Source organism: Rhodovulum strictum (assembly GCF_009649175.1).
GTDB lineage: Bacteria > Pseudomonadota > Alphaproteobacteria > Rhodobacterales > Rhodobacteraceae > Rhodovulum > Rhodovulum strictum.
This window is the reverse complement of the sequence record NZ_WJPO01000026.1, coordinates 25,103-49,150: the sequence shown is the minus strand read 5'-3', so window position 1 is coordinate 49,150 and position 24,048 is coordinate 25,103. Positions and strand designations below refer to the sequence as shown.

The following is a 24,048-nucleotide window of genomic DNA, read 5'->3' as shown; positions in this document are numbered from 1 at the left end:
GTCAGGTTTCTCGTCTCGGCATGACAACACCTGCAATTCATTCTCAGTACCACCCCTTCCGTCGTTGACACAGATCAGCGTCTGTAGGCGATCGGCAGGATACCGTCATGTTCGACATCGACCGTCCGCCGTCCGTCTGGACCGTTCGCGGGCCGGGAGGACCAGATGACGACACCGGTGCAACAGAAGTGGTCTGACCCTGCCAGAGAGGCCGCACCGGCAGAGGCGAGCGACCGCCGTTTGCCGGCTGTGCGTCCGTCGCCTGCGTCTCCCGCCCCCAGATTGCGGCGTATCTGGATAGTTGGTCTTGTTCTGGCAGGGGGTGCGGGCCTCGGCTTTTTCCTGCAGCCGTGGGCAAGCAGTCCGGTCGTTGTTGCCGTCGAAACCGTCACTCTGGCGCCGGTGACACGGATCCTGGCCGTCAACGGCAGGATCGAAGCCCTTCATTCGGTCGATGTGCGGGCACAGGTGGGCGGCACCCTGGCCGATCTGTCGGTCGTCGAAGGCGACAGCGTGCAATCTGGCGGGATCGTCGCGCGGATAGACTCCACTGCCCAGCAGGCCGTCCTGCGGCAGGCGATGGCGGGACTGGATGCCGCCCTGGTCGCTCAGGCGCAGGCGCAGGCGACCCTTGAACGGACGCGCGCGCTTGGGGCCAATGTCGCCCGCACCGTACTGGAAAACGCGGAAACCGCAGTGCAGTCGGCCGCGCAGGAGGCGGCGCGTATGACGGCTCTGGTCGATCAGGCGCAGATCCAGCTTGGCAACTTCACCATTCGCGCACCGATGACCGGGACGGTTCTTGCCCTGAATGCCGACCCGGGCCAGACCATCGATCCCTCGACCGTGCTGATGACGATTGCCGATCTGGGCCAGCTAACCGTCGAGACGGATGTGGACGAGGCCTATGCCACGCAGCTCCGGGCTGACATGCCTGCTGTCCTGCAACTCACTGGCGAGACGGCCAAGCGCGAGGGCCGCGTGAGCTATGTGTCGCAGCGGGTGGATGCGGCGACCGGCGGTCTGGCGGTGAAGCTTGTGTTCGACGAGCCGGTGACGGCACCGGTCGGCCTGACGGTCACGGCCAACATCGTCATCGACCGGCGGGACGCTGCGCTGACCGTGCCCCGGACGGCGGTTGTGACCGGGGATGGCAGACCGGCGGTCCTTGTCGTTTCGGACGGGATCGCCCGGTTGCGGCCCGTGACGGTCATCGACTGGCCCGCCGCACGGCTCATTGTGACCGAAGGGCTGGTGCCGGGAGATGCGCTGATCTTGGATGCTACCGGCATCGCCGACGGACAGTCGGTGCGCGTGGAGCAACCCTGATGCTCTACGGCCTCAAGATCGCCCTCCGCTATCTGACCGCAAGCAAGGCACAGACAGCGCTTCTGGTGCTGGGTGTCGCGGTGGGCGTGTTCATCTTCATCTTCATGTCGGCGCTGATCGGGGGTCTAGCCGAATTCATCCTGTCCCGCACCGTGGGCGACATCAGCCATGTCACGATCAAGGCCGAGGACGCCGACCCGCCGATCCTGATCTCGCCCGATGGCCATGTCCTCGCCGTTGTCGAACAGGGCCGCGCCCGCACCGCCACGCTGGCCGACGCCGCGACTTGGGTGCCGTTGATCGAGACGGTGCCGGGCGTGACCGCCGTTTCGCCGCAGATAACCGGCGCGGGGTTCCTGACACGCGGGGCGCAGGTGGCGCAGGTCGGCGTGACGGGTCTTGAGCCGGGGCGCGAATCCGCGATCTTGGATCTGGACGGCTACATGGTCGAAGGTACGGCGCGGCTGGGTTCGGGGCTGATCGTGCTGGGGCAGACGCTGGCGGATGACCTGTCGCTCCGGCTGGGTCAGACGCTGCGCCTGCAATCCTCGGGCGGCGTTTCGACGGTGCTGACGCTGAGCGGCATCTACAGGACCGGCAACGGCATGATGGACCGCAGCAGTATCTTCGTCAGCCTGCCCACGGCGCGCACGCTCTTCGCCTTGCCGCAGGGGGTGACGCGGATCGAGATCAAGCTGGCGGACCTGAACGCCGCTGATGCCACGGCGCTGCGCATCCGGGCGCTGACCGGACTCGATGCCGTACCATGGACCGACGGCGCCGAGCAGCTGATGGAGGCGCTGAATGCGCAGGCGCAGACCGGATACTTCCTCAAATCCTTCGCACTGATCACCATCGTGATCGGCGTCGCCTCGGCGCTGCTTTTGTCCACCTACCGCCGAAGGCCGGAGATCGGGATCATGCGTGCAATGGGTGCCGGGCGCAGCTTTGTCGTCTTCGTCTTCGTGACCCAGGGCGCGCTGGTCGGGCTGCTGGGGGGGCTATCTGGTGCCGCGCTCGGCTACCTGGCCCTGCTGCCCTTTCCCACGCGTGATGCGTTCAGGCCGGGCACCCTGCCGATGGACATCACCCAGGGCTCCTACGGGCTGGCGATTACGCTGACGGTGCTGGGTGCGATCCTTGCCTCGATCCTCCCCGCACGCGCCGCGGCACGGGTCGATCCGGTCACGGCGATCAGCCAGTGAGCGCGCTGGTCGAGGTCGAAGGGCTGGTCAAGACCTTCGGGTCGGGCGAGGCGGCGACGCGGGTCCTGCGCGGGCTGTCCCTGACGCTGCAGGGGGGAGAACTCACGGCGCTGCTGGGCCCGTCAGGGTCGGGCAAGAGCACGCTGCTGACCATCCTCGGAACGCTGATGAAACCCACCGCGGGCAGCCACTCGATGCTCGGGACGGATCTGGTCGCAGCCGACGACAGGGCGCTGACACTGTTTCGCAACCTGCACATCGGCTTCGTGTTCCAGTTCCACAACCTGCTGCCCGACTTCACCGCGCTTGAGAACGTGGCCTTCCCCACCGCCGTGCGAGAGGGCCGCGAGACGGCTGCCGCCCGGACCCGCGGGCGCGAGTTGCTGGCACGGATGGGGTTGGCCGAACGGATCGATTTCCCCACGGCAAACCTGTCGGGCGGTCAGAAGCAGCGCGTGGCAGTGGCCCGCGCGCTGATGAACCGGCCGGAACTGGTGCTGGCGGACGAGCCGACCGGCAACCTCGACCGCGCCGCCGCCATGCAGGTCATGGCGCTGATCTCCGAGATCAACCGCGACGAAGGCACGACCTTTCTCATCTCCACCCACGACGAGAAGATCGCAAGCCTCTGCCGGCGACAGGTCGTGGTGGGCGATGGGGTCGTGACGGGGTAGGGCGCGGCAACTGGCAACCGAACGCGGCCGGAAGGACGGGGCGCCAAGTGGGCGAAGATCGTCGACCTCCGGAACGTCCCGGGACGAGAGCAGCCCCGACCGGACAGCCGCTAGCGATCCAGGGCCAGGGTCCGTTGCGCAGCGGCCGCCCTCTCGTCCTGACGACGCTGGAGTTCGGCTCGCACGCGGCGAAGCGCGGCAAAGAGATCTGCGAAGCCGCATGTGCTTTCGTCGGCCTCTTCCGGAGCATCGGCCCAACGGGCGCGTATGTTCCGCAGGGCGTCCGCCTTGGACGCCGCACAGGCATCGGAGAGCGCCGCGGACAGGTCTCGCAACTCGGCCAGGGAGCGTGCCCGCAGCCGCGGAGCCCTTGCCCTCCGCAGGAGCATCGAACGATCCATGATCAGGGTGTCCTTCTCGGTGTCCGCTCGTTCCATGTCCGGCTCCTGTCGTTGCGGGGTTTCAGGGCGTTTCGCTCATGCAAGCCCCGACATGCCGGTCTGCCAACGGCCCCGGGTGCGTGATCGTTCCGTGGGGCTCCACCGGGTCGCGACCGAATGCACGGCCGAGTTCGGACCGTCCGCGACTGACGCGGCTCTTGATCGTGCCGACGGCGCAGTTGCAGGCATCGGCCGCTTCCTGCTGCGAAAATCCGTATGCCCCCATGAGGACGACCGGCCGACGGTGGATTTCGGGGAGCCTTGCCATGGCCGAAATCAGCTTGTTCAGGTCGACGGAATGCTCCTGCGCCGCTTCCTCGAAGAGCAGCGCCGCAAGTCTGCCGTCCACGTCCTCCACCTCGCGTCTGTGCTTGCGGAGGCTGGAATAGAACGTGTTGCGAAGGATGGTGAACAGCCACCCCCTCAGTTCGGTGCCGGGCGTGAAACTGTCGCGATTCGCCCAGGCCTTGAGGAAGGTCTCCTGAACCAGGTCCTCGGCCCGAGTCTCGTCGGCGGCAAGCCTGAGGGCGAAGCGAAACAGGACCGCGGCCTGCGGCGGCAGGAGGAAATGAAACGGATGGACGTCAATCATAGTCTTCGTGTCACCTTTCCGATGACGGGAGTTGCCGGCCTCCCGCGGGGCCGTGCCCGTCCGATGGGGGAGCGAGCTTGCGTCCGGATGAGATGAAGGCGGCTCGCAGTGCTGCGGCTCCGGTCGGAGCTGTCGGCCTCGCCGGAGGTCTGGGCCGTGCATGGCGTGGGTCCGCACGCTCGCCTTGCCGCATTTGATCTGCGTCACCGCTGGCACGGGAGCCGACGTTTCTGTCTCCAGGGCGATGGCGGGGTCGGCGAGGAGACGCCGGGCGCCCTGATGAAGGCTCCGATCGTTCAGGGAGCCGGGATGAGCTTGGCCATGGTCCAGCTTCTCATTCCTTTTCAGCGGTGGACGAGCGATGGAGAACGGGCTTCCGGGAACGCTCAACGCACCGCGCTGGGCACGTTCCGTGCCGTCTTTGAGAATTCCTTCGCAATGGCCGGACAGCCGGACTCGTCGCCGACGAAGCAACGCGAGCCGACTTTGGGGGCTTTTGAAACGTTCGCCATGAACGCAACCCGGCTGTCCGGTCAACTTCACACTGGTTAATGCGACTACATGCCGTGGGTTGAAGCTAGCCATCGGTCGGCCGCGCCGACAGCCCCGGAATCTACTTAGACAAAGCGTAGAGCGCCGGGTGTACCAGTGAGCCCGGTCGGAAAACTGCGCGCCGCAGGACCGTCGGGCGATCACGGCGATCCCGAAAAGCCCGGCTTCTGCACGGGCGAAAAGGCTGATACGGTCTTATCGCAAGACGGCAGCGCGACGACGAAATAGCCTGCGCATGTGACGGTTTTGCGTGCCGGGCGCGGTGCCCCCTGTGGTGGGAAGATGCGATGTCCAATGCGAACGCTCGAACGCTAGGTCCTGCGCTCCCCATCGTTGCCGTCGGCGCATCCGCAGGCGGGCTCGAGGCGTGCCGGGCACTGTTGCAGGCGATACCCGGCGACATGCAGGCGGCCTTCGTGCTGGTCCTGCACCTCGACCCCACACATGACAGCATGATGGTCGACCTTCTGGCGCGGGATACCGCCTTGACGGTGCTTCTGGCCGGCGAGGGCATGACGCTGCGGCCTGCCCATCTTTATGTCATCCCGCCGGGCGTCTTTCTGACCGTCGAGAACGGTGTTCTCCATACATCTGCCCCGGAGCGCGGCAAGGCGGTGCGCCTGCCCTTCGATGTTCTGTTGCAGTCTCTGGCACGGGAGGCATCATCGCCGCTGGCCTGCATCGTGCTGTCGGGGACCGGCACGGACGGCAGCGGCGGCCTCCGCGCCATCCATGACGCAGGCGGGCTGATCCTGGCGCAGGACCCGAAGGAGGCCGGGTATTCCGGCATGCCGGACAGCGCCATGGCGACCGGTCTGGTGGATCACGTCCTGGGCATTGCGGACATGCCGGCGGTGCTGGGGCAGCTCACAGCAGGGGGTCTGCCGAAACCGCCCGAACGCCCGGACACCGCGCTGGAAGCGAAGGCCGGCGCAGGCCGGACAGGCGCGACGCTGGCGGGCCGGGATTTCGACGCCATCATCTCGCTCGTCGCGGAAACGGCCCCTCAGGATGTGACGCTGTACAAGACTGGAACGATCAAGCGCCGCATCGCCCGTCGCATGGCGATGGCTGGCTGTGGGCCGGACGAGACGGAGCGGTATCTGACGATGCTGCGCGCCGACAGCACCGAGCTTGCGCGGCTGACGGCCGATCTGCTGATCCATGTCACGAGCTTCTTCCGCGATCCGGGCGTGTTCGAGCACCTCGGCGCGACAGCCCTGCCCGAACTGATCGCATCCCAGCCCGCCGACCGGCCGCTGCGGGTCTGGGTGGCCGGATGCAGCACCGGCGAGGAGGCCTACAGCCTGGCCATGCTCTGCATCGAGGCGCTGGAGGCGGCAGGGTCGCGGGCCGGGCTGCAGGTCTTCGCCTCGGACATCGACGCCGACGCGGTGGGGACCGCCCGCGAGGGGTTCTATCCCGCCGACATCGCAGGCGCGGTCTCGTCCGCCCGGCTTGCGCGGTTCTTCGACGCTGAGGCGGGTGGCTGGCGGGTCCGGCCGGAACTGCGTGACGTGATCGTCTTCACCGTGGCGGACCTGCTGTCCGACCCGCCGTTCTCGCGCATCGACCTTCTGTCCTGCCGCAACGTGCTGATCTACCTGGAGCCGCAGGCGCAGCGGCGGGTGATCGGACTGTGCGCCTTCTCGCTGCGGCAGGGCGGGCTCTTGCTGCTGGGGGCTGCCGAAACGCCCGGGCCGGCCGATGGCAGCTTCGAGGTCGCCCACAAGGACGCCCGGCTCTGGCGCCGTGTCGGCCCCAGCCGGCTGGGCGATCTGCATCTTGCAGCCGGCGCCCGGATCGCGAGGCCCGTCGAAACCTACCCGCAGCCAAGCCGCAGGACCTCCCTCGCGGAGCTGTGCCGGCGGGTCGTTCTGGACAATTACGCCCCGGCGGCCGTGCTGCTGAACCGCCGGTTCGAGAGCCTGTATCTGCTGGGCCCGACCGAACGCTATCTCAGCGTGACGCAAGGCCACCCCGATCCGGGCTTTCTGGGGATGCTGCCCAGGACGCTGCACGCACGGTTCCGTGCGGCGGCAGCGTCCTGCGACGCCGCGAACCCGGTCGTCGTCGTGCCCGGCGGACGTTCGGCGCGCGAGGGCCGGTTCAACATCGAGCTGCGCGCGGTGCAGGCCGGCAAGGAAGACCTGCTGCTTGCCTGCTTCCTCGATGCCCCGCCCGCGGCGACCGGATCACCTGCCGATGGGGACGGGGCGGCGGATGCCGCATCGCGCATCGCCGAGCTCGAGGCCGATCTGGAGGCGACCCGCAACGATCGCAGCGATGCCCTGCGCGAACTGGAACAGGAGGTCGAGGGCCACGCCGCCGATGCCGCCGAGGCGCTGTCGGTCAACGAGGAGTTCCAGTCCACCAACGAGGAACTGCTCGCCTCGAAAGAGGAGTTGCAGGCGCTCAACGAGGAGCTGACCGCACTGAACGCCCAGTTGCAGGAAACCGTCGAGCGCCACCGCACCACCGCAAACGACCTGCAGAACGTGCTCTACAGCACCGATGTTGCGACGATCTTCCTCGACCGTGACCTGAACATCCGGTTCTTCACGCCCAACGCCCGCGCCGTGTTCCATGTCATCCCGACCGACATTGGCAGGCCGCTGTCCGATCTGGCCGCCCTGTCAAGCGACGCGGACCTTGCACCCGACGCGGCTGCGGTGCTGGCGACGGCAAGACCGGTCGAGCGCGAGATCGCCGGCGCCGGGGGCATCTGGTATCTGCGCCGGGTCCAGCCCTATCGCGCCGATGGCGGGCGCGTCGAAGGCGTGGTGATCACCTTCGTCGACATCACCGAGAACAAACGGACGCATGCGGAACTGGTCGCCGCCCGGCGCGAGGCCGACCGCGCGACGGCGGCAAAGTCGCGGTTCCTCGCCGCCGCAAGCCACGATCTTCGCCAGCCGCTGCAGTCGCTGGCGCTGCTGCATGAGCTGATGACGCGTGGCAGTCGCAGCGCCGAGACGCAGCGGCTGGCGGCGCTGATGGACCGCACGCTGAAGACGATGACCGAGATGCTGGACGCGCTGCTGGACTTGAACCGCATCGAGGCCGGCATCGTGCGCCCTCAGGTGCGGGCCGTCGCGGTTGCCCCCCTCATGGCAAATCTTGCCGAGGAATTCGCGCCGCTGTGCGAGCTGAAGGGGCTGAAGCTGCGGGTGGTGCCGACCAGGGCCTGGGTGCGGACCGATCCGCAGCTCCTTCGGCAGATGCTGCGCAACCTCCTGTCGAATGCGGTAAAATACACGCCGAGGGGCGGCATCTTGATGGGCTGCCGCATCCGTGGCGACCGCCTGACGATCCAGGTCAGCGACAGCGGCATCGGTGTGGCCCCGTCCGAGCAAAAGGCGATCTTCGATGCCTATCATCAGGGCGAGCAGCCCGGGTTCCTTGCTGCTCAGGGCCTCGGGCTGGGGCTGTCGATCGTCCAGCGGCTGGCGGATCTGCTGGCTCATCCGGTGGATGTCCGGTCGGTGCAGGGCAAGGGATCGACCTTCACGGTCACGCTTCCGCTGGCCGCAGCCGAGCCTGCGGCGCTGGCGGACGCAGCGCCGGTCGAGGGTGACCGACAGACCGGCACGATCCTGCTGGTCGAGGACGAGGACGACCTGCGTCAGCTGCTTGCCCGGGCACTCATCGCCGAGGGCCACAGCGTCGTCGCCATGGCCAACGCCCCGGATGCTCTGGCCTGGGCCACCCGGTCCGCAGTGCCGCCCGACCTGCTGCTGACGGATTTCGATCTGCATGGCGGTGCGTCCGGGCTGTCGCTGGCGCGGGAATTGCCTCGGGTTCTGGGCCATGGCGTGCCGACCATCATCCTGACCGGCGACATCACGGCCGAAACGATGCGCGAGATCGCGGGAACCCCCTTCGTGCAGCTCGTCAAGCCCGTCCTGCCCGACGCGTTGCTGGCCCGGATCGCCGCCATGTTGCAGGGCGCGCGGGCAGCCCGGGCGCAACACGGCACGGGCTCTACGCCCGAACAGGTGACAGTGCATGTCGTGGACGACGATCCCATGGTGCGCGAGGCCACCCGCCGCCTGTTCGAGGCCGAGGGGTGGGCCGTGGTCACCTACCCGTCGGCCGAGGCTTTTCTGGCCGCTCCCCGTCCGGCCGCCAGGGCCTGTCTGGTCATCGACGACCGCTTGCCCGGCATGAGCGGCGTGGCGCTGCTGGAGGCCTTGCGGGCGGAGCGCTCGTCCCTACCGGCGGTGATGCTGACGGGAGATGGCGACACGGCCATGGCCGTGAGCGCGATGAAGGCGGGCGCCGCGGATCTGATCGAGAAACCGGCCAGCGCGGCGGATCTTCTGGTCAGCATCGGACGGGCCCTCGAACAGGCGACCGACGATCGCGCCCGCCATAATGCCCGGCGCATGGCGCTGAAATCCTTCGCCGATCTCACGCCCCGCGAACGCGAGGTCATGGCCCGGGTGCTGGAAGGCGCGCCGAACAAGATCATCGCCGCCGACCTCGGCATCAACCAGCGCACGGTCGAGAACCACCGGGCGGCGGTGATGCGCAAGACCGGGGCCACGTCGCTGCCGGACCTCGTCCGGCTGGCGATGGCGGCCGGACTGCCGGGCGTCTAGGCCACGGAGCAACTGAGAAGCTTCGGGGCCGTGACGCGGGGGCCGGGCACTCGCCGCCCCTGACGTCCGGCGGAGTCCTTGCCGCACGGCGGAGGCAACACTGCATGTTAGTGTCAAGGCGGGCGATGCCGGGCATGATGCCGGGACGTCGCCACCTCGGACGCGCCCAACCTCGAAGGACCTCCAATGAAATTCACCATCCCGCGCGCGATTCGCCGCGCGATGCGGCTGGCCCGCGCGGGCGCGCGGCGGTCGTCCGCAAGGGCGATGCAGCGGGCGATAGGTGCAACGATGATCAGGACCACGCTTGAGTCGCTCTCGACCCTGCAGGCCATGACGCCGGGCAAGCCGACCGTCGCGAGAAAGCACCGCAAGCCGCCGGCAAAGGCACGGCACAAGGCGGCATCCCGAGCTGGCGCGAAGGTGGACCGGCGCCTGAGCGCCGTGGTGAAGCAGCTGCGCGCGGCGCGGTCATCGCTGCCCGCCCGCATGCTGCTCGACCGGTTCCCTACGCATTCACGCCCGCCGCCCATACCCCGGGGCGCACAGTATCTGGACCGCACCCATCGCGGTCGCGCCGGGACCCGCAACTTCAAGCTGTTCCTGCCGGCCGGGCAATCGCAAGGGCCGAAGGGGCTGATCCTGATGCTGCACGGCTGTTCGCAGAACCCCGACGACTTTGCGACCGGCACCGACATGAATGCGGTGGCGCAGCGGCACGGTCTGGCAGTCGCCTGGCCGGAGCAGACCCGCGACCACAACGGCGCGTCCTGCTGGAACTGGTTCGCGCCCGTCAACCAGGCGCGCGGCAAGGGCGAGCCGGCGATCCTTGCCGGCCTGACCCGCGCTCTGATGCGGGAGTTCGGGTTGGACCGACAGGCCGTGTTCGTCGCCGGCCTGTCCGCGGGCGGGGCGATGGCGGTGATCGTGGCCGAGACCTATCCGGATGTCTTCTCGGCCGTGGGCGTGCATTCGGGGCTTGCGCGCGGGGCTGCCAGCGATGTCATGTCGGCGCTCTCCGCCATGCGCAGTGGCGGCACACCGGGGGCCGCGCGGGCACGCAGACCAGCGGCGGCGGGCAGCCGTGCCCCCGCCCGCCGGATCGTCTTTCACGGCGATGCCGACAGTGCCGTGCACCCCTCCAACGCGCCGCAGATCGTGCTGGCCGCGGTCGGACCCCGGACCCCGGCCCGGGTGACGCCCGCCGAGGCAGCAGGCCGGAGCTATCTGCGCACCGAGTATGCGTTGCCCGACGGAACGGTCGATGTGGAACTCTGGCAGGTCGCGGGCGCAGGCCACGCCTGGTCGGGGGGTAAGGCCGGCGGCTCCTTCACCGATTCGCGCGGGCCCGACGCGTCGGCGGAAATGGTGCGGTTCTTTCTGGCCCGGTCTCGCTGACGGCGCGCGCGCCAGGGAACGTCCCCTGCGCTGCGGCGTTGTCCATGTACGACCCGCCGCACGATCCGAATACCGGGGTGCGCTGCGTTGACCCCGTCATTGATCGACACCGCGCCAAGACCTTCGCGGCGCGAGCGGAGCGGCGATCCACGACCCTGCAGGGGGCCCCTGCGCTCAGAGTTCCCGGCCCCTCCGGGAACAGGGAGAACATCATGACACCCACCACAACCACACCCACCGGCGCGTCCGGCGGCGGCACCCACGCCTTTGCCCGCGACGGGTTTGCCGAAGCGGCGCTCCACGAGCTGAAGGCGTCGGATCTGGAAGGCGCCAAGGTCTATGGCCGCGAGGATGAGACCATAGGCTCGGTCAGCGCGCTCAAGATCGGATCGGAGGGCCGGATCAACGCGGCCGTGATCGATGTCGGCGGTTTCCTCGGCATCGGCGCGCATTCGGTGCTGGTCCCCTTCGGCGACCTCACGGTGCTGCGGGCAACCGGCGGGTCCGATGTGCGCGTTCACATGGACACCACCAAGGACAGGCTGAAGGCGATGCCGCATCACGGCGGCTGACACCGGATCTCGGCCGGAACGAAGTGGCCACGCACCAGGGTGCGTGGCCTTTCTCGTCGGTGCAGGTCGGCTGCGGGGCCACGCAGGGCCCCGCAGGAGTGCATCAGTTCATCGCCTCGTATTGCGGCAGGGACTGAACCTGCTCCTTGGTGGCGTCCACGTAGACGCGCATATCGGTGGCGCGGTCGTTCGTCAGAACCGTCAGCTCGTCGAAGCGCAGCGACACCTGGTGCGAGCCCAACCCGAGGAAACCGCCGAAATCGATGATCACGTTCGTGATCGCCCCGTCAGCATCGAGGAACAGGTCTTCGACCGTCCCCACATATGTGTCTGAGGGGTCGTACACCGTCGCACCGACCAGCATGTCGCTCGTTACGCGCGTCGCATCAACCACGTGGTAGCCGTCGCGGATCAACTCCGGTCGGGCAAGTGCCGTGCGGTCGGTCGTGGCCACGACGGTCCGGTCCGCCGGCTCGCCGTCGATCATCGACGAACGGTCATAGGCAGGCGAGCCCTCGAGCATCTCCGCAGAGACATTCACGATGACATGCATCTGCGCCCGGTCATCGGGATCGGAGGCGAACGTCACCTGATCCATCGTGACCGCCACATCGCGCTCGCCCATGCCGAGAACCCCGCCGACGCCGATCACGAGGGCGCGGACCTGACCGTCATGCGACAGCACGATCTCGTTGATCTGCCCGATGTTGTCCATGTCGTCCAGATCGGCCCGGCTGACCGTCGCCATGGCTCCGGTTCTTGCTGCCGAACCGTCTGCGGACACCCGACGCGCATGGACATCATGGCCCATCAGCTCGGATGCGAAGAGGTCGGACTGGCTCCGCTGGGTCAGAAACCCTGCCATGCCCGCGCTCTGGCTCTGCGTCGCGCGCTCGGGAGCGGGTGTGTTCTGGGCCAGCATCACCGAAGGCAGGCCAAGCGCCAGCAAAAGCGCCGTAGTTGAAAGAAGCCGCTTCATCTGAAGTCCTCCGCGGGCAAGGGGCAGATCGACAACCGTCTGCGTGTTTGCCCGACACGAGGACAACGCGCGGTAGCAGGGCGCGTTCCCTTTACCGATGAACGCGCCGGGCTGGGCGGCTCCCCTGACGGCGGCGCAGGGAACGGCCGTGCCCGGCCGCAACCTGCTAGCGGCAAAGGTCTCGCGACCCTTGGGCAGGTACGGGCCTTCACCAACATGCATCAGTCCGGTCACCGCCGGGCAGCGGTATCCTCCGTCTGCCCGATGCCGGCCCGGCTGTGCCAGCGCGCCTGTCAGGGGCCTGTCGGATATGTCGCAGGTCCACCGTTGCACTGCCACGGTGGAACGCGTCCGGGACGGAAGTCGTTGAAGGGGAGACCAGCGTCGCCGGAACGGCGGCCTGCCATGTCCAGAAAGGACCTGCACATGACCTGGGACCGGATCGAGGAAGAATGGACCACGATGACCCGCCGCATCCGAGCGGACTGGCGGGATGGCCCGGCAGGCCTGAAGGCGCCCCGCAGGGAGCGTGAAGCGGCGCCGCCCTGGCCCGCGCCGCCGGCCGATTCGGGCCTGGGCGAAAATGGGTCCGAAAACAGCAGCCTGCCGACCTTGCGGTGATGCCCCGAGCCGCAGGCCAGCGTTCTCTGGCCGGGTCAGCGGCAGGAGCATCGCTCTGGCCCGGTACCGCCCACAGGCGTGCGCGCTCGGGTCTGTGGCAGGACACTGCGGTCATCCGCGCGGACCTGTTCGGCGCCGAGCGCCTCGAACATCATGCGATCTCCCTGGCGCGGGCCCAGCCGGTCACGCGCCGGCGGATGCGTGTGACGCCGCTTGCCGCAAGGGTCGGCGACAACGCGGATGTCCTGCTGGCCGCCTATCGCGCCTGCGGGCAGGCGGTGCAGGCGCGGCAGACGATCACCCCTGCCGCGGAATGGCTGCTGGACAACTTCCACCTCATCGAGCAGCAGCTGCAGCAGATTCGCGACGACCTTCCGCCCGGATACTATCGCCAGTTGCCGAAGCTGGCCGAAGGGCCGTTTGCAGGTTATCCGCGCGTACTCGGCATCGCCTGGGCCTATGTCGCGCATACCGACAGCCTGCTCAACGCGCCCGTCCTGGCCCGCTTCGTGCGCGCCTATCAGACCGTGGAGCCGCTCACGATCGGAGAGTTGTGGGCGGTCGCGATCACCCTGCGGATCGTGCTCATAGAGAATGCGCGCCGGCTGTCCGACGAGATCATGGCGGCCCATGCAGAGCGTGACGCGGCAGACAGGCTGGTCGACGGCCTGCGCGTCACGGACGAAGGGCGCGGCCCCGCGACCGCTGCCCGATCCTCGCCCACACTCCGGCTGGCGCAGGCGGTCGCCCCGCTGGAGGGGGCGCCGCTGCCCGAGATCCTGGCCGCCCGGATCGCAAAGCGCCTGCGCGGCTGCGACCCGGCCGAGACAGCACTCTGCGGCTGGCTCGACGACCGGCTGGCCGCACAGGACATGACGCGGGACGGGGTGATCCTGCATGCCCAGCAGCGGCAGGGCGCCTCCAACGTCACCATGCGCAACGTCGTCACCAGCATGCGGCTGATCTCCGAGATGGACTGGCAGGAGTTCTTCGAGGAGGTCAGCCCGGTCGACGCCCAGCTCCGCGCCGCGTCCGACTTCGCCGCGCTGGATTTCGCGACGCGCAACCTCTATCGCACCGCCATCGAGACGCTGGCGCGCGGCTCGCACCGGCCAGAGGCGGAGGTCGCCGGAGCCGCGCTGTCGCTGGCCGCCGCCGGTCACCATGACGCCATGCGCGACCCGGGCCACTGGCTGATCGGGGCAGGACGCGGGGTGCTGGAGCGCCGCATCGGCTACGCGCCGCGGGCGGGGCTGCGCGCAAGACGCTTCGCCGCGCGGGCGGGCCTTGCGGGCTATCTGGCCGCCATCGCCTTGGTCGCGCTGGCTGTTCTGGGCCTCGCGTTGTGGCTGTCGGGGGCTCAGGGCTGGGTCGCGCTTGCCCTGGCCATCGTTGGCCTGAGCGTCGCGCTGGAGGCGGGCAGTGCGCTGGTCGGCCTCGTGGTCACACGATCGGTGACCCCACAGCGCCTGCCGGGGATGGAGCTGGCCGAGGGGGTGCCGCCCGACCTTCGCTGTCTCGTCGCCGTCCCGGTGCTGCTGGGCAGCGCCGAGGAGGTGGCCGCCGCCATCGAGCAGCTGGAGGTGCATCACCTGTCCAGCACCGAGGGCGCGCTGCACTATGCGCTGCTGTCCGACGGGCGGGATGCGGCCACCGAGACCGAGCCGCAGGATGCCCGCATGATCGCCCAGGCCACCGCCGGGATCGCCCGCCTCAACGCGGCCTACCCGTCGCCCCATGGCGACAGGTTCCTGTTCCTCCATCGCCGCCGGCTGTGGAACCCCTCGATGGGTGTCTGGATGGGATGGGAGCGCAAGCGCGGCAAGCTGCACGAGCTGGGCCGCCTGCTGCGCGGCGCGAGCGACACGAGCTTTCTGGCGCCGGCCGCCGTGCCGCAGGACGTGCGTTTCGTCATCACGCTGGACGCCGACACGCGGCTCATGCGCGACACGGTGCGTCGGCTGATCGGCAAGATGGCGCATCCGCTCAATCGCCCGCATCTCGACCCCGCGCTGGGGCGGGTCACGCTGGGCCACGGCATCCTGCAGCCGCGCGTCACGCCGGCGCTGCCGGTCGGGACGGAAGGATCGACGTTTCAGCGCATCCATGCCAGCCATGCCGGGATCGACGTCTATGCGGCGGCCATTTCGGACGTCTATCAGGACTTGTTCGGCGAAGGTTCGTTCACCGGCAAGGGCATCTACGATGTCGATGCCTTCGCCGCGGCGATGGCCGGGCGGGTGCCCGAAAACACCATGCTCAGCCACGACCTGTTCGAGGGGATCTTCGCGCGCGCCGGCCTCGCCTCGGACATCGAGGTGGTCGAGGATTTCCCCGCACGCTACGATGTCGCCGCCCTGCGGCAGCACCGCTGGGTGCGCGGAGACTGGCAGCTCCTGCCCTGGCTGGTCGGGCGGGGCGCGATGCCCGGGCTGGGCCGCTGGAAGATCATCGACAACCTGCGCCGGTCCCTGACGCCGCCCCTGACGCTGGCGGCGCTGGCCGTGGGCTGGCTGCTGCCGCCGCCGCTGGCGGCGGGCTGGACGCTGGCCGTGCTGGCGATGCTCGCGCTGCCGCATCTGCTGCCGCTGCCCTTCGTGGTGCTGCCGGGGCGGGCCGGGATCACGGCGCACAGCCATATCGCGGCACTCGGCGCCGACCTGCGCGCGGCGCTCGGGCAGATCCTGCTGAAGGTCGCCTTTCTGCCCGACACGGCGCTTCGGATGGGCGACGCGATCCTGCGAACCGCCTGGCGGCTTGGCATGTCGCGGCGCAACCTGCTGGAATGGGTCACGGCCGCGCAGACGGCGAAGGGCGAACGGCCCGGCATGCCGGCGCAGGTTCGCCGCATGGGGTGGGGTGTCGCGCTGGGCCTGGGTGTGGCGGGCGGCGCGGCGGCCCTCAACCCCGCGGTCTGGCCGCTGGTTGTGCCCTTCGCCCTGCTGTGGCTGGCAAGCCCCGCCATCGCCCACCGGATCAGCCGGCCCGCGCTGCGGCATCGCCCAGGCACGATGACGCAGGAGGATGCCCAGGGCCTGCGGCTGATCGCCCGCAGCACATGGCGCTACTTCGAGACCTTCGTGACCGAAGCCGACAACCATCTGCCGCCCGACAACTTTCAGGAAACGCCCGGGCCGGCGCTGGCGCGCCGCACGTCTCCCACGAACATCGGCATGTATCTGCTGTCCGTGACGGCGGCGCATGATCTGGGATGGATCGGGCGCGCCGACGCCCTGACGCGGCTGGAGCGGACGCTCGCCACCGTCGGGCGGATGCCGCGGTTCCGCGGCCATCTGCACAACTGGCATGCCACCGACGATCTGCGCGTGCTGGAGCCGGGGTATGTGTCCTCGGTGGACAGCGGCAACCTTGCCGGGCACCTGATCGCCGTCGCGCGCGCCTGCGCCGAATGGCAGGCGGAGCCCCGCACCCCCGAAGCGGACTGGCGCGCCGGTCTGCGCGATGGGCTGCTGCTGGCCGAACGCGCCCTTGTCGCCACGCCTGACCCGGCACAGGCCGACATGCTGGCAGGGCTGGGCCGGGCCGCGGCCGAGGGGGCGCCGCTCGAGCTGCTGCTGTCGCTGGCCGATGCCGCGGCCGCGCACGCGGCCGACGGTCCTGCCCCGGACATGGCGTTCTGGTGCACGGCGATCCACACGGGGCTTGCCGGACATGCCGCCGACCGCGATCTGGACCTTGGCCCACGCCTCGCCGCGGTCGAGCAGACCGCCCGCGCACTCGCCAACGGCATGGACTTCGCCTTTCTGCTCGACGGCGACAAGAAGCTGCTGTCCATCGGCTTTTCGCCTGCCACCAACCGGCTGGACCACGGCTGCTACGACCTTCTCGCCTCCGAGGCGCGGCTTGCAAGCCTGTTCGCCATCGCCAAGGGCGATGTGGAAACCCGCCACTGGTTCCGCCTGGGCCGTGCGGCGACGCCGCTGGGGGCGGGCTCGGCGCTGGTGTCGTGGTCGGGCAGCATGTTCGAATACCTGATGCCGTCGCTGGTGCTTCAGGAACCGGTCGGCTCGGTGCTGGAGGAGACCAACCGCCGCATCGTCGCGCGCCAGCGGGCTCATGCCGAGGCCCTCGGCATTCCCTGGGGTGTTTCGGAATCGGCCTACAACGCCCGCGATCTCGAGATGACCTATCAGTATTCCAACTTCGGCGTGCCCGGCCTCGGGTTGAAGCGGGGTCTGGGTGCGGATCGTGTCGTCGCCCCCTATGCAACCGCGCTTGCGGCGATGATCGACCCCGCAGCCGCGCTGCGCAACTTCGCCCGGCTCGCAGCCCTTGGCGCGCAGGGGACGTTCGGTTTCTACGAGGCGTTGGACTTCACCGCGAAGCGGCTGCCCGTGGGGGCCGACCTGGCCATCGTGCGCAGTTTCATGGCGCATCATCAGGGCATGACCATCGTTGCCATCGCCAACTGCGTGCAGGACGGCCGCCTGCGCGCGCGTTTCCATGCCGAGCCGATGATCCGGGCGGTGGAACTGCTGCTGCAGGAGCGCGTTCCCCGCGATGCCACCGATGCGCCGCCGCGCGCGCGCGAGGTGCCCGCCAGCGCCCAGGAAACCGACGTGCAGCCGGTGGTCCGCCGCTTCCCCGCGCCGGCGGACGCGGCGCCCACGGCGCATCTGTTGTCGAACCGCTCCTACGGCGTGGTCCTGACGCCGAGCGGGGCAGGCTACAGCCGCTGGCGCGACCTGGCGGTGACGCGCTGGCGCGACGATCCGACCACGGCGGCGCTGGGGACGTTCATCTTTCTGCGCGACCGGGGGTCGGGGGCGCTCTGGTCGGCCGGAATGCAGCCCACCGGCGCCGATCCCGCCCGCCATGAAGCGGTGTTCAGCGAGCATCATGCGACCTTCGCCCATCAGACCGACGACCTGACCACTCTGACCGAGGTGGTCGTCTCGGCCGAGGATGATGCCGAGGCGCGGCGTGTCACGCTGACCAACACCGGGCGGCAGGCGCGCGAGATCGACCTGACCTCCTATGCCGAACTGGTGCTGGCGCCGCTTTCGGCCGACGTGGCCCACCCGGCGTTCTCCAAGCTCTTCGTCGTGACCGATTACCTGCCCGAACTGGGCGTGATCGTCGCCACGCGCCGCCGCCGATCCCCCACCGACCCGGAGGTCTGGGCGGCCCACATCGCCGTGGTGGAGGGGCAGGAGGCCGCGCCGATCCAGATCGAGACGGACCGGGCGAAGTTCATCGGGGCTGGCGGCAGCGTCGGCCGGGCGGCCATGGCCGCAGCCCCGCTGTCGCAGACCACCGGCACGGTGCTGGACCCGATCTTTGCGATCCGCCGGTCGCTGGTGGTTCCCGCCGGGGCGATGGCGCGGGTCACCTTCTGGACCATGATCGCCGGAGATCCCGATGTCTTGCTCGATCTGGTGGACCGCCACCGCGACCCGTCGGCCTTCGGTCGGGCGGTCACGCTGGCCTGGACGCAGGCGCAGGTACAGTTGCGGCATCTGGACGTGACCCACGCCGCCGCGGCCGATTTCCAGCGCCTCGGTGGCATGGTGATCCGGGCCGATGCGCGCCTGCGGGCTCCGGCCGCCGGCATCCTCGCCGGGGCGGGGCCGCAGTCGGCGCTCTGGCCGCATGCGATCTCGGGCGACCTGCCGATCATCCTGTTCCGCATCGAGGATGCCGAGGACGCGCCGAGGCTGCTGGAGCTTCTGGCCGCGCATGAATACCTGCGGATGCACCAGCTTGCCGTGGACGTGGTGGTGCTGAACGACCGCGCTGCCTCCTATGTGCAGGACCTGCAGAAGACGATCGATGCTGCCGTGCGGTCGGCCCGGTCGCGGCCCCGGCCGGACACCGCCGACAGCAGGGCCGATGGCACCGTCCACGTCCTGCGCAGCGACCTGATCGGGGCGGATGCGCGGGCACTCCTGCTGTCTGTGGCCAGCGTGGTGCTGGTCGCCGGTCGGGGCAGCATCGGCCAGCAGATCGACGCGGCGACCGCCGCTACCCCGCCGCGACGGCGGGCGCCCGCACGTCCGCAAACCGCAGGGCCGCCCGCCCCGGCATTCGATACCTCCGGGCTGGAGTTCTTCAACGGCACCGGCGGATTTGCTGACGACGGGCGCGAATACGTCACCGTCCTGCGCGACGGCCAGACCACGCCGGCCCCCTGGATCAACGTGATCGCCAATCCGGGCTTCGGCTTTCAGGTCTCGGCGCTGGGCGCGGGCCATGTCTGGGCCGTCAGCAGCCGCGAGAACCAGCTCACGCCCTGGTCCAACGACCCCGTCATGGACCCGGCGGGCGAGGCGATCTTTCTGCACGACCTGGACAGCGGCGCGACCTGGACGCCCACCGCCCGGCCGATCCGCGACCGTGGCCTTTACGTCGCCCGCCATGGCTTCGGCCACAGCGCCTTCGAGCATGCCGCCCACGGGATCGAGGCGCGGATGGTGCAGTTCGTGCCGCTGGAGGATCCGGTCAGGGTCACCCGTCTGACCCTGCGCAACACCTCCGCCCGTCCGCGACGGCTGTCGGTGACGGCCTATGCCGAGTGGGTCCTTGGCCCGTCGCGCGGGGCGACCCAGCGCCATGTCGTCACCGAGGCCGACGCGGACACCGGCGCCATCCTCGCCCGCAATCCGTTCTCCACCGCCTTTGCCGACCGGGTGGCATTCGCCGACCTGGGCGCCGACACCACCAGCCGCAGCGCCGACCGGGCCGAGATCCTGGGCATCGGGGGCACCTTGGCCGCCCCCCGGGGCATCGGGCCCGCGCCCCTGTCCGGCCGAACCGGCCCCGCGCTCGACCCCTGCGCCGCCCTGCAACGCCGCATCGTGCTGGCCCCGGGCGACAGCGTGGAGGTGCTGTTCCTGCTGGGTCAGGCCGACAGCCGCGAGGCAGCGCGCGAATTGATCCTGCGCCATCGCGCCACGGACCCCGAGGCGACGCTTGCCGAAGTGAAGGACCACTGGGCAGACCTGCTGGGCGCGGTTCAGGTGACCTCGCCCGACCGGGCGATGGACATCATGTTGAACGGCTGGCTGCTCTATCAGACGCTGGCCTGCCGGATCTGGGCGCGGGCAGGGTTCTATCAGGCCAGCGGCGCCTATGGCTTCCGCGACCAGTTGCAGGACGGCATGGCGCTGGCCGCCCTGCGGCCCGACCTGACGCGGGCGCATCTGCTGCGCGCCGCCGCGCGGCAGTTCCCCGAGGGCGACGTGCAGCACTGGTGGCTGCCGCATTCGGGCCAGGGCGTGCGCACCCGGATCTCGGACGACCGGGTGTGGCTGGGCCATGCGGTGGCGCAGTATGTGGCGGTTTCCGGCGATGCCGGCGTGCTGGACGAGGAGGTGCCCTTCATCGAGGGTCCGGCGCTGTTGCCGGGCGTGCATGACGATTTCTTTCTGCCCAGCGTCTCGGACCGGAGCGCAAGCCTGTTCGAACACTGTGCGCGGGGCCTCGATCAGGCCATCGCGCTGACCGGCGAGAACGGCATGCCGCTGATCGGTACCGGCGACTGGAACGACGGCATGAACCGCGTGGGCGAGGCCGGGCGCGGCACGTCGGTCTGGCTGGGCTGGCTGCTGATAGCCACCATCGAGGCGATGGCGCCGCTGGCGCAGCCCCGCGATCCCGCACGCGCCGGACGCTGGCGCCACCACGCCGAGGCGGTGCGGCAGGCCATCGAGCGCGAAGGCTGGGACGGCGCATGGTATCGTCGCGGCACCTATGACGACGGCACGCCATTGGGGTCGGCCGCATCCCTCGAATGCCGCATCGACAGCATCGCGCAGAGCTGGGCCGTCCTCTCGGGCGCGGCAGATCCCGAGCGCGCCGCGACCTCCATGGCGTCGATGGCCGAGCACCTGATCCGCCCCGACCCCGGCCTCGCCCTGCTGTTCGCGCCGCCCTTCGACGCCACCCCGCACGATCCGGGCTACATCAAGGGCTACCCCCCGGGCCTGCGAGAGAACGGCGGGCAGTACACCCACGCCGCCCTGTGGGCGGTGCTGGCACACGCCCGCATGGGCGACGGCGACGCCGCAGGGCGGCTGTTCGCGATGCTCAACCCGATCAACCACGCCCGCACGCCCGCGGACGCGGCTCGCTACAAGGTCGAGCCCTATGTGGTCGCCGCCGATGTCTATTCCAGCGCGCCCCATGCGGGGCGCGGCGGCTGGACCTGGTATACGGGCTCGGCGGCCTGGATGTATCGGGCGGGGATCGAGGGCCTGCTAGGGCTGACCCGCGCAGGCGAAGACCTCGTCCTGAACCCATGCTTTCCCAAAGCCTGGCCGCGGATGTCCTCCACCGTCAGGATCGGCGACACCCAACTGGCGATCACCATCGACAACCCCGGCCGGACCGGCCACGGCGTTGCCGCGGCGACGCTGGATGATGCGCCCCTTCGCCCCGCGGACGGGCGGCTGACCGTCAGGCTCTCGGGCGGGTCGCACAGCCTGGTCGTCACTCTGAGTCCTTCCCCGTCGCCCCCGGTCTTGTGACGCGGATCGCGCCGCTGCCGTGCTGGCCGCCGGGGCCTGGCCTTTCCCGCGCCGACAGCCGTTGCAGGGCCTTCACCCGGCCCACGCGAAATCAATCGGCCCGACGCGGCGCTCTGCGCGCGGAAAGCCCAAGTATTGTTGATCGCAAGCTAATTCAGATCAGCCCGGATGATCCGCTTCGATGCCATTGTCCGGAACATTGGGGCAGCCAGCTGCGCAGGTGCGCGGCGGGGGTTCTCCATCAAGGGGGATGTACGATGAGCAGACAAGGAAGGATGATCACGGCCGTCATGGTGGCGGCAGCGCTGACACTGGCGGGGTGCGCCAATCCCGACGGTTCGTACAACCAGACCGGGACCGGCGCAGTCATCGGCGGGCTGACCGGGGCCGCAGCAGGCCAGATCATCGGCGGGGATACCCGGGCGACGGTCATCGGCGGTGCGGTCGGAGCGGCCGTCGGTGGCGCCATCGGGGCGCAGATGGCTGCGCAGGAACGGGAGTTGCGAAGCTCGCTTGCCGGCACCGGCGCCGACATCACCAACACCGGCTCCCAGCTTCGGGTCATCCTGCCCGAGTCGGTGACCTTCCGCACGGCGTCGTCGGTTGTCGACCCGGGGTTCCGGCCGGCCCTGCGGTCGGTTGCGGGCAGCTTGCGGCAACATCCGGCCTCGACCGTGCGCGTGGTGGGCCATACCGACAATGTCGGCTCGGCGGCCTACAACAACCAGCTCAGCCAGGAGCGGGCAATGGCAGTGGCCCGCGAGCTGATCGCTGCAGGAACCGAACCGCAGCGGATCACGGTTTCCGGGCGCGGCTTCTACGAGCCGATCACGTCCAATGCGACCGCTGCCGGCCGGGCGCAGAACCGCCGGGTCGAGATCGTGATAACACCCACGAACTGACGGCTATCGTCGGCTGAGGCGATGGGACGGGCCCGGGGGAAACTCCGGGCCCATCCCTTGTGGGGGAGCGCGATCACCGGCCGAAACTAATTCTTGCAGCACCAACCTGCATCAGTCCCGCCGAGGCGGCACGTCGATAGGGTCTTCATGACGGCACCACATTCCGCCGTCGGTTGTTTGTTTCGAGTGACGGCGATGCTTCCCTGCCCGGTAACCGGGCACCGTTCCGGCCCGGCAGGGAGGCTTCGTCAATTCGGGCAGACCCAGCAAGGACAACGCCCATGGAAGCGAAAACCCCCGTGCCCAACACCGCCGAGAAGATGAAGTCCGTCAAGGCGGCCTGGGACAAGGCGCCCGCCGGTCCGAAGAAGGACGCGGCGCTCAAGCACTATCAGGCGGCCGAGAAGGCGATGGCCGCCAAACACGATGGCGAGTGCAGCCGCGAACTGGACGCAGCCGCCCGCGCGCTGGCATAAGATCCGGCACGAACCTTCCCTGGCAGGACCTCTGCGGGGGAGGCCCCTCAGCGCAGCAGAGGGCCGTCCTGATCGAGATAGCCGGAGTCGAACCCGGCGACCGCCTTGAGCCTGTCGAAATCGTCGAAGGCCACGCGCCCGTTCCGGAAGGTGACGAGGCCCTCCTCGCGCAGGTGGCGCAGGACACGGTTGACATGCACCGCGCTCAGCCCCAGCGCGTCGGCGAGGTGATATTGCGTCAGCGGGCAATCGAATCCCGTCCGGTCGCCCGACCCCACCAGCGCCAGCCGAGCGCCCAGTTCCAGCAGGAAATGCGCCATGCGCTCCTCGGCCGAGCGGCGACCGAGATTGACCAGATGCTCCACGACCATCGCCTCGTCCCGCGATGCGGCCCAGAGCACGGCGGTGGCCAGCCGCGGCGCCTCGGCGAAGGCTTCGAGGATGTCCGGGGCCAGCACCTCGGTCGCCTCGATTCGGGTCACGGCCTCGATGGAGTGGTCGGAGGTGCGGAACAGGATGCTGCGCAGGCCGAGGAAGTCGCCCGGGATCTGGAAGTCGACGATCTGCCGCTCGCCATCCGGCAGAAGCTTGTAGGAACAGGCCCAGCCATCGGACAGAATGAAGGCCGAGGCATTGGCCTGACCCTCGTGGATCAGCTCGTGCCCCGGCTGAAAGCTCCGCCTGCGCCTGTGCAGGCGCGCCAGAGGCTCCAGATCGGCGGCCGACAAGGCCACATAGGCCGAAAGCTTTCGTGTCAGCGGGCTTTGCAGCATCAGCATGGGGGCGACTCCGGTGAGGATGGGCTTGCTGTCGCTCGCAGCTGCCGGGGGGCCGGAAAAAGGCACCTCGCACTGCTCTCGATCAGTCGCGACCGTCAGGGAACGCCTATGCTGCCGGAACGTTCCATGCGGTCGACGCAGACCCGAATCGTTTCCTAGGAAATAGAGGCGCAACCGATCATGACCGTTCCCAACGACATCGCCGGAACCGCCGCGCTCGCCATCTGCGAGTCGCTCCTGCTCGCGCTCAACGACCGCAACATCCTGCCCGAGAGGGAGATCGTCGGCGTCCTGAAGGATGCCGCCGCTGCGCACGAGTTCGCACCGCCAGGCGAAAAGGATGCGCTGCACGCCGCCGTGGCCGCGCTGATCAACAACATCCTCGCAGGCGGCAACTCGGTGCGTCGGCGCTAGTCGAACAGATGCGAAAGGAGAC

Annotated in this window: 16 protein-coding genes; 12 read left to right on the top strand and 4 right to left on the bottom strand. The window is 69.3% G+C overall.

Features of this window, described 5'->3' with window-relative positions:
* Positions 1–165: 165 nt before the first annotated feature.
* From GH815_RS14695 to GH815_RS14685, 3 genes are read left to right on the top strand one after another with little or no spacing between them, the layout of a single operon-like run.
* Complete coding sequence (locus tag GH815_RS14695) at positions 166–1,329, top strand: efflux RND transporter periplasmic adaptor subunit (RefSeq protein ID WP_153749517.1); 1,164 nt, start codon at positions 166–168, stop codon at positions 1,327–1,329.
* Positions 1,329–2,534 carry an ABC transporter permease gene (locus GH815_RS14690; RefSeq protein ID WP_153749516.1) on the top strand — a complete coding sequence of 402 codons (1,206 nt, stop codon included), beginning with the start codon at positions 1,329–1,331 and terminating at the stop codon, positions 2,532–2,534. The genes GH815_RS14695 and GH815_RS14690 overlap by 1 nt, the downstream gene beginning before the upstream one ends.
* Positions 2,531–3,208, top strand: a complete 678-nt coding sequence (locus tag GH815_RS14685; RefSeq protein ID WP_253090288.1) for an ATP-binding cassette domain-containing protein — start codon at positions 2,531–2,533, stop codon at positions 3,206–3,208. Before GH815_RS14690 ends, GH815_RS14685 begins: the two co-directional genes overlap by 4 nt.
* Before the next feature lie 110 nt (positions 3,209–3,318).
* Here the strand turns inward: GH815_RS14685 and GH815_RS14680 are convergent, their stop codons facing one another.
* Positions 3,319–3,645: a hypothetical protein gene (locus tag GH815_RS14680; RefSeq protein WP_132696566.1), complete on the bottom strand. Its 327-nt coding sequence runs from the start codon at positions 3,643–3,645 to the stop codon at positions 3,319–3,321.
* Between the two features lie 25 nt (positions 3,646–3,670).
* Positions 3,671–4,240 (bottom strand): sigma-70 family RNA polymerase sigma factor, encoded by a 570-nt coding sequence (locus GH815_RS14675; RefSeq protein WP_153749515.1) that lies wholly within the window; start codon positions 4,238–4,240, stop codon positions 3,671–3,673.
* Positions 4,241–4,348: 108 nt separating this feature from the next.
* Between GH815_RS14675 and GH815_RS14670 the strand changes: the two genes are divergently transcribed.
* From GH815_RS14670 to GH815_RS14655, 4 genes are all read left to right on the top strand, one after another.
* A complete protein-coding gene (locus GH815_RS14670; protein WP_153749514.1) occupies positions 4,349–4,792 on the top strand; it encodes a hypothetical protein in 444 nt (147 codons plus the stop codon).
* Between the two features lie 287 nt (positions 4,793–5,079).
* Positions 5,080–9,396 (top strand): chemotaxis protein CheB, encoded by a 4,317-nt coding sequence (locus GH815_RS14665; protein ID WP_153749513.1) that lies wholly within the window; start codon positions 5,080–5,082, stop codon positions 9,394–9,396.
* A gap of 186 nt (positions 9,397–9,582) precedes the next feature.
* Positions 9,583–10,794, top strand: coding sequence for an extracellular catalytic domain type 1 short-chain-length polyhydroxyalkanoate depolymerase (locus GH815_RS14660; protein WP_153749512.1), 1,212 nt, complete (start codon positions 9,583–9,585; stop codon positions 10,792–10,794).
* A 212-nt stretch (positions 10,795–11,006) separates the two neighbouring features.
* The gene (locus GH815_RS14655; protein WP_211365096.1) at positions 11,007–11,366 is read left to right on the top strand and encodes a PRC-barrel domain-containing protein; all 360 of its coding nucleotides are present in this window, start codon (positions 11,007–11,009) and stop codon (positions 11,364–11,366) included.
* Between the two features lie 103 nt (positions 11,367–11,469).
* Here GH815_RS14655 and GH815_RS18885 read toward each other — a convergent pair whose 3' ends face one another.
* On the bottom strand, positions 11,470–12,345 hold the full coding sequence (locus GH815_RS18885; protein ID WP_170290363.1) for a PRC-barrel domain-containing protein: 876 nt from the start codon (positions 12,343–12,345) through the stop codon (positions 11,470–11,472).
* A 426-nt stretch (positions 12,346–12,771) separates the two neighbouring features.
* Here GH815_RS18885 and GH815_RS18880 point away from each other — a divergent pair, with 426 nt between their 5' ends.
* The 4 genes from GH815_RS18880 to GH815_RS14635 all read left to right on the top strand — a co-directional run bounded on the left by GH815_RS18880 (position 12,772) and on the right by GH815_RS14635 (position 22,833).
* Positions 12,772–12,966 (top strand): hypothetical protein, encoded by a 195-nt coding sequence (locus GH815_RS18880; RefSeq protein ID WP_170290362.1) that lies wholly within the window; start codon positions 12,772–12,774, stop codon positions 12,964–12,966.
* Between the two features lie 197 nt (positions 12,967–13,163).
* A complete protein-coding gene (locus GH815_RS14645) occupies positions 13,164–21,455 on the top strand; it encodes a GH36-type glycosyl hydrolase domain-containing protein (RefSeq protein WP_246176463.1) in 8,292 nt (2,763 codons plus the stop codon).
* Between the two features lie 275 nt (positions 21,456–21,730).
* Positions 21,731–22,357 (top strand): OmpA family protein, encoded by a 627-nt coding sequence (locus GH815_RS14640; protein ID WP_153749508.1) that lies wholly within the window; start codon positions 21,731–21,733, stop codon positions 22,355–22,357.
* Between the two features lie 281 nt (positions 22,358–22,638).
* Positions 22,639–22,833, top strand: coding sequence for a hypothetical protein (locus tag GH815_RS14635; protein ID WP_153749507.1), 195 nt, complete (start codon positions 22,639–22,641; stop codon positions 22,831–22,833).
* 47 nt (positions 22,834–22,880) lie between these two features.
* On the opposite strand, the gene GH815_RS14630 is transcribed toward GH815_RS14635, so the two are convergent.
* On the bottom strand, positions 22,881–23,612 hold the full coding sequence (locus GH815_RS14630; protein ID WP_153749506.1) for a Crp/Fnr family transcriptional regulator: 732 nt from the start codon (positions 23,610–23,612) through the stop codon (positions 22,881–22,883).
* Positions 23,613–23,792: 180 nt separating this feature from the next.
* On the opposite strand from GH815_RS14630, the gene GH815_RS14625 reads away from it, so the two are divergent.
* Positions 23,793–24,026: a hypothetical protein gene (locus tag GH815_RS14625; RefSeq protein ID WP_153749505.1), complete on the top strand. Its 234-nt coding sequence runs from the start codon at positions 23,793–23,795 to the stop codon at positions 24,024–24,026.
* The last annotated feature ends 22 nt before the right edge of the window (positions 24,027–24,048 follow it).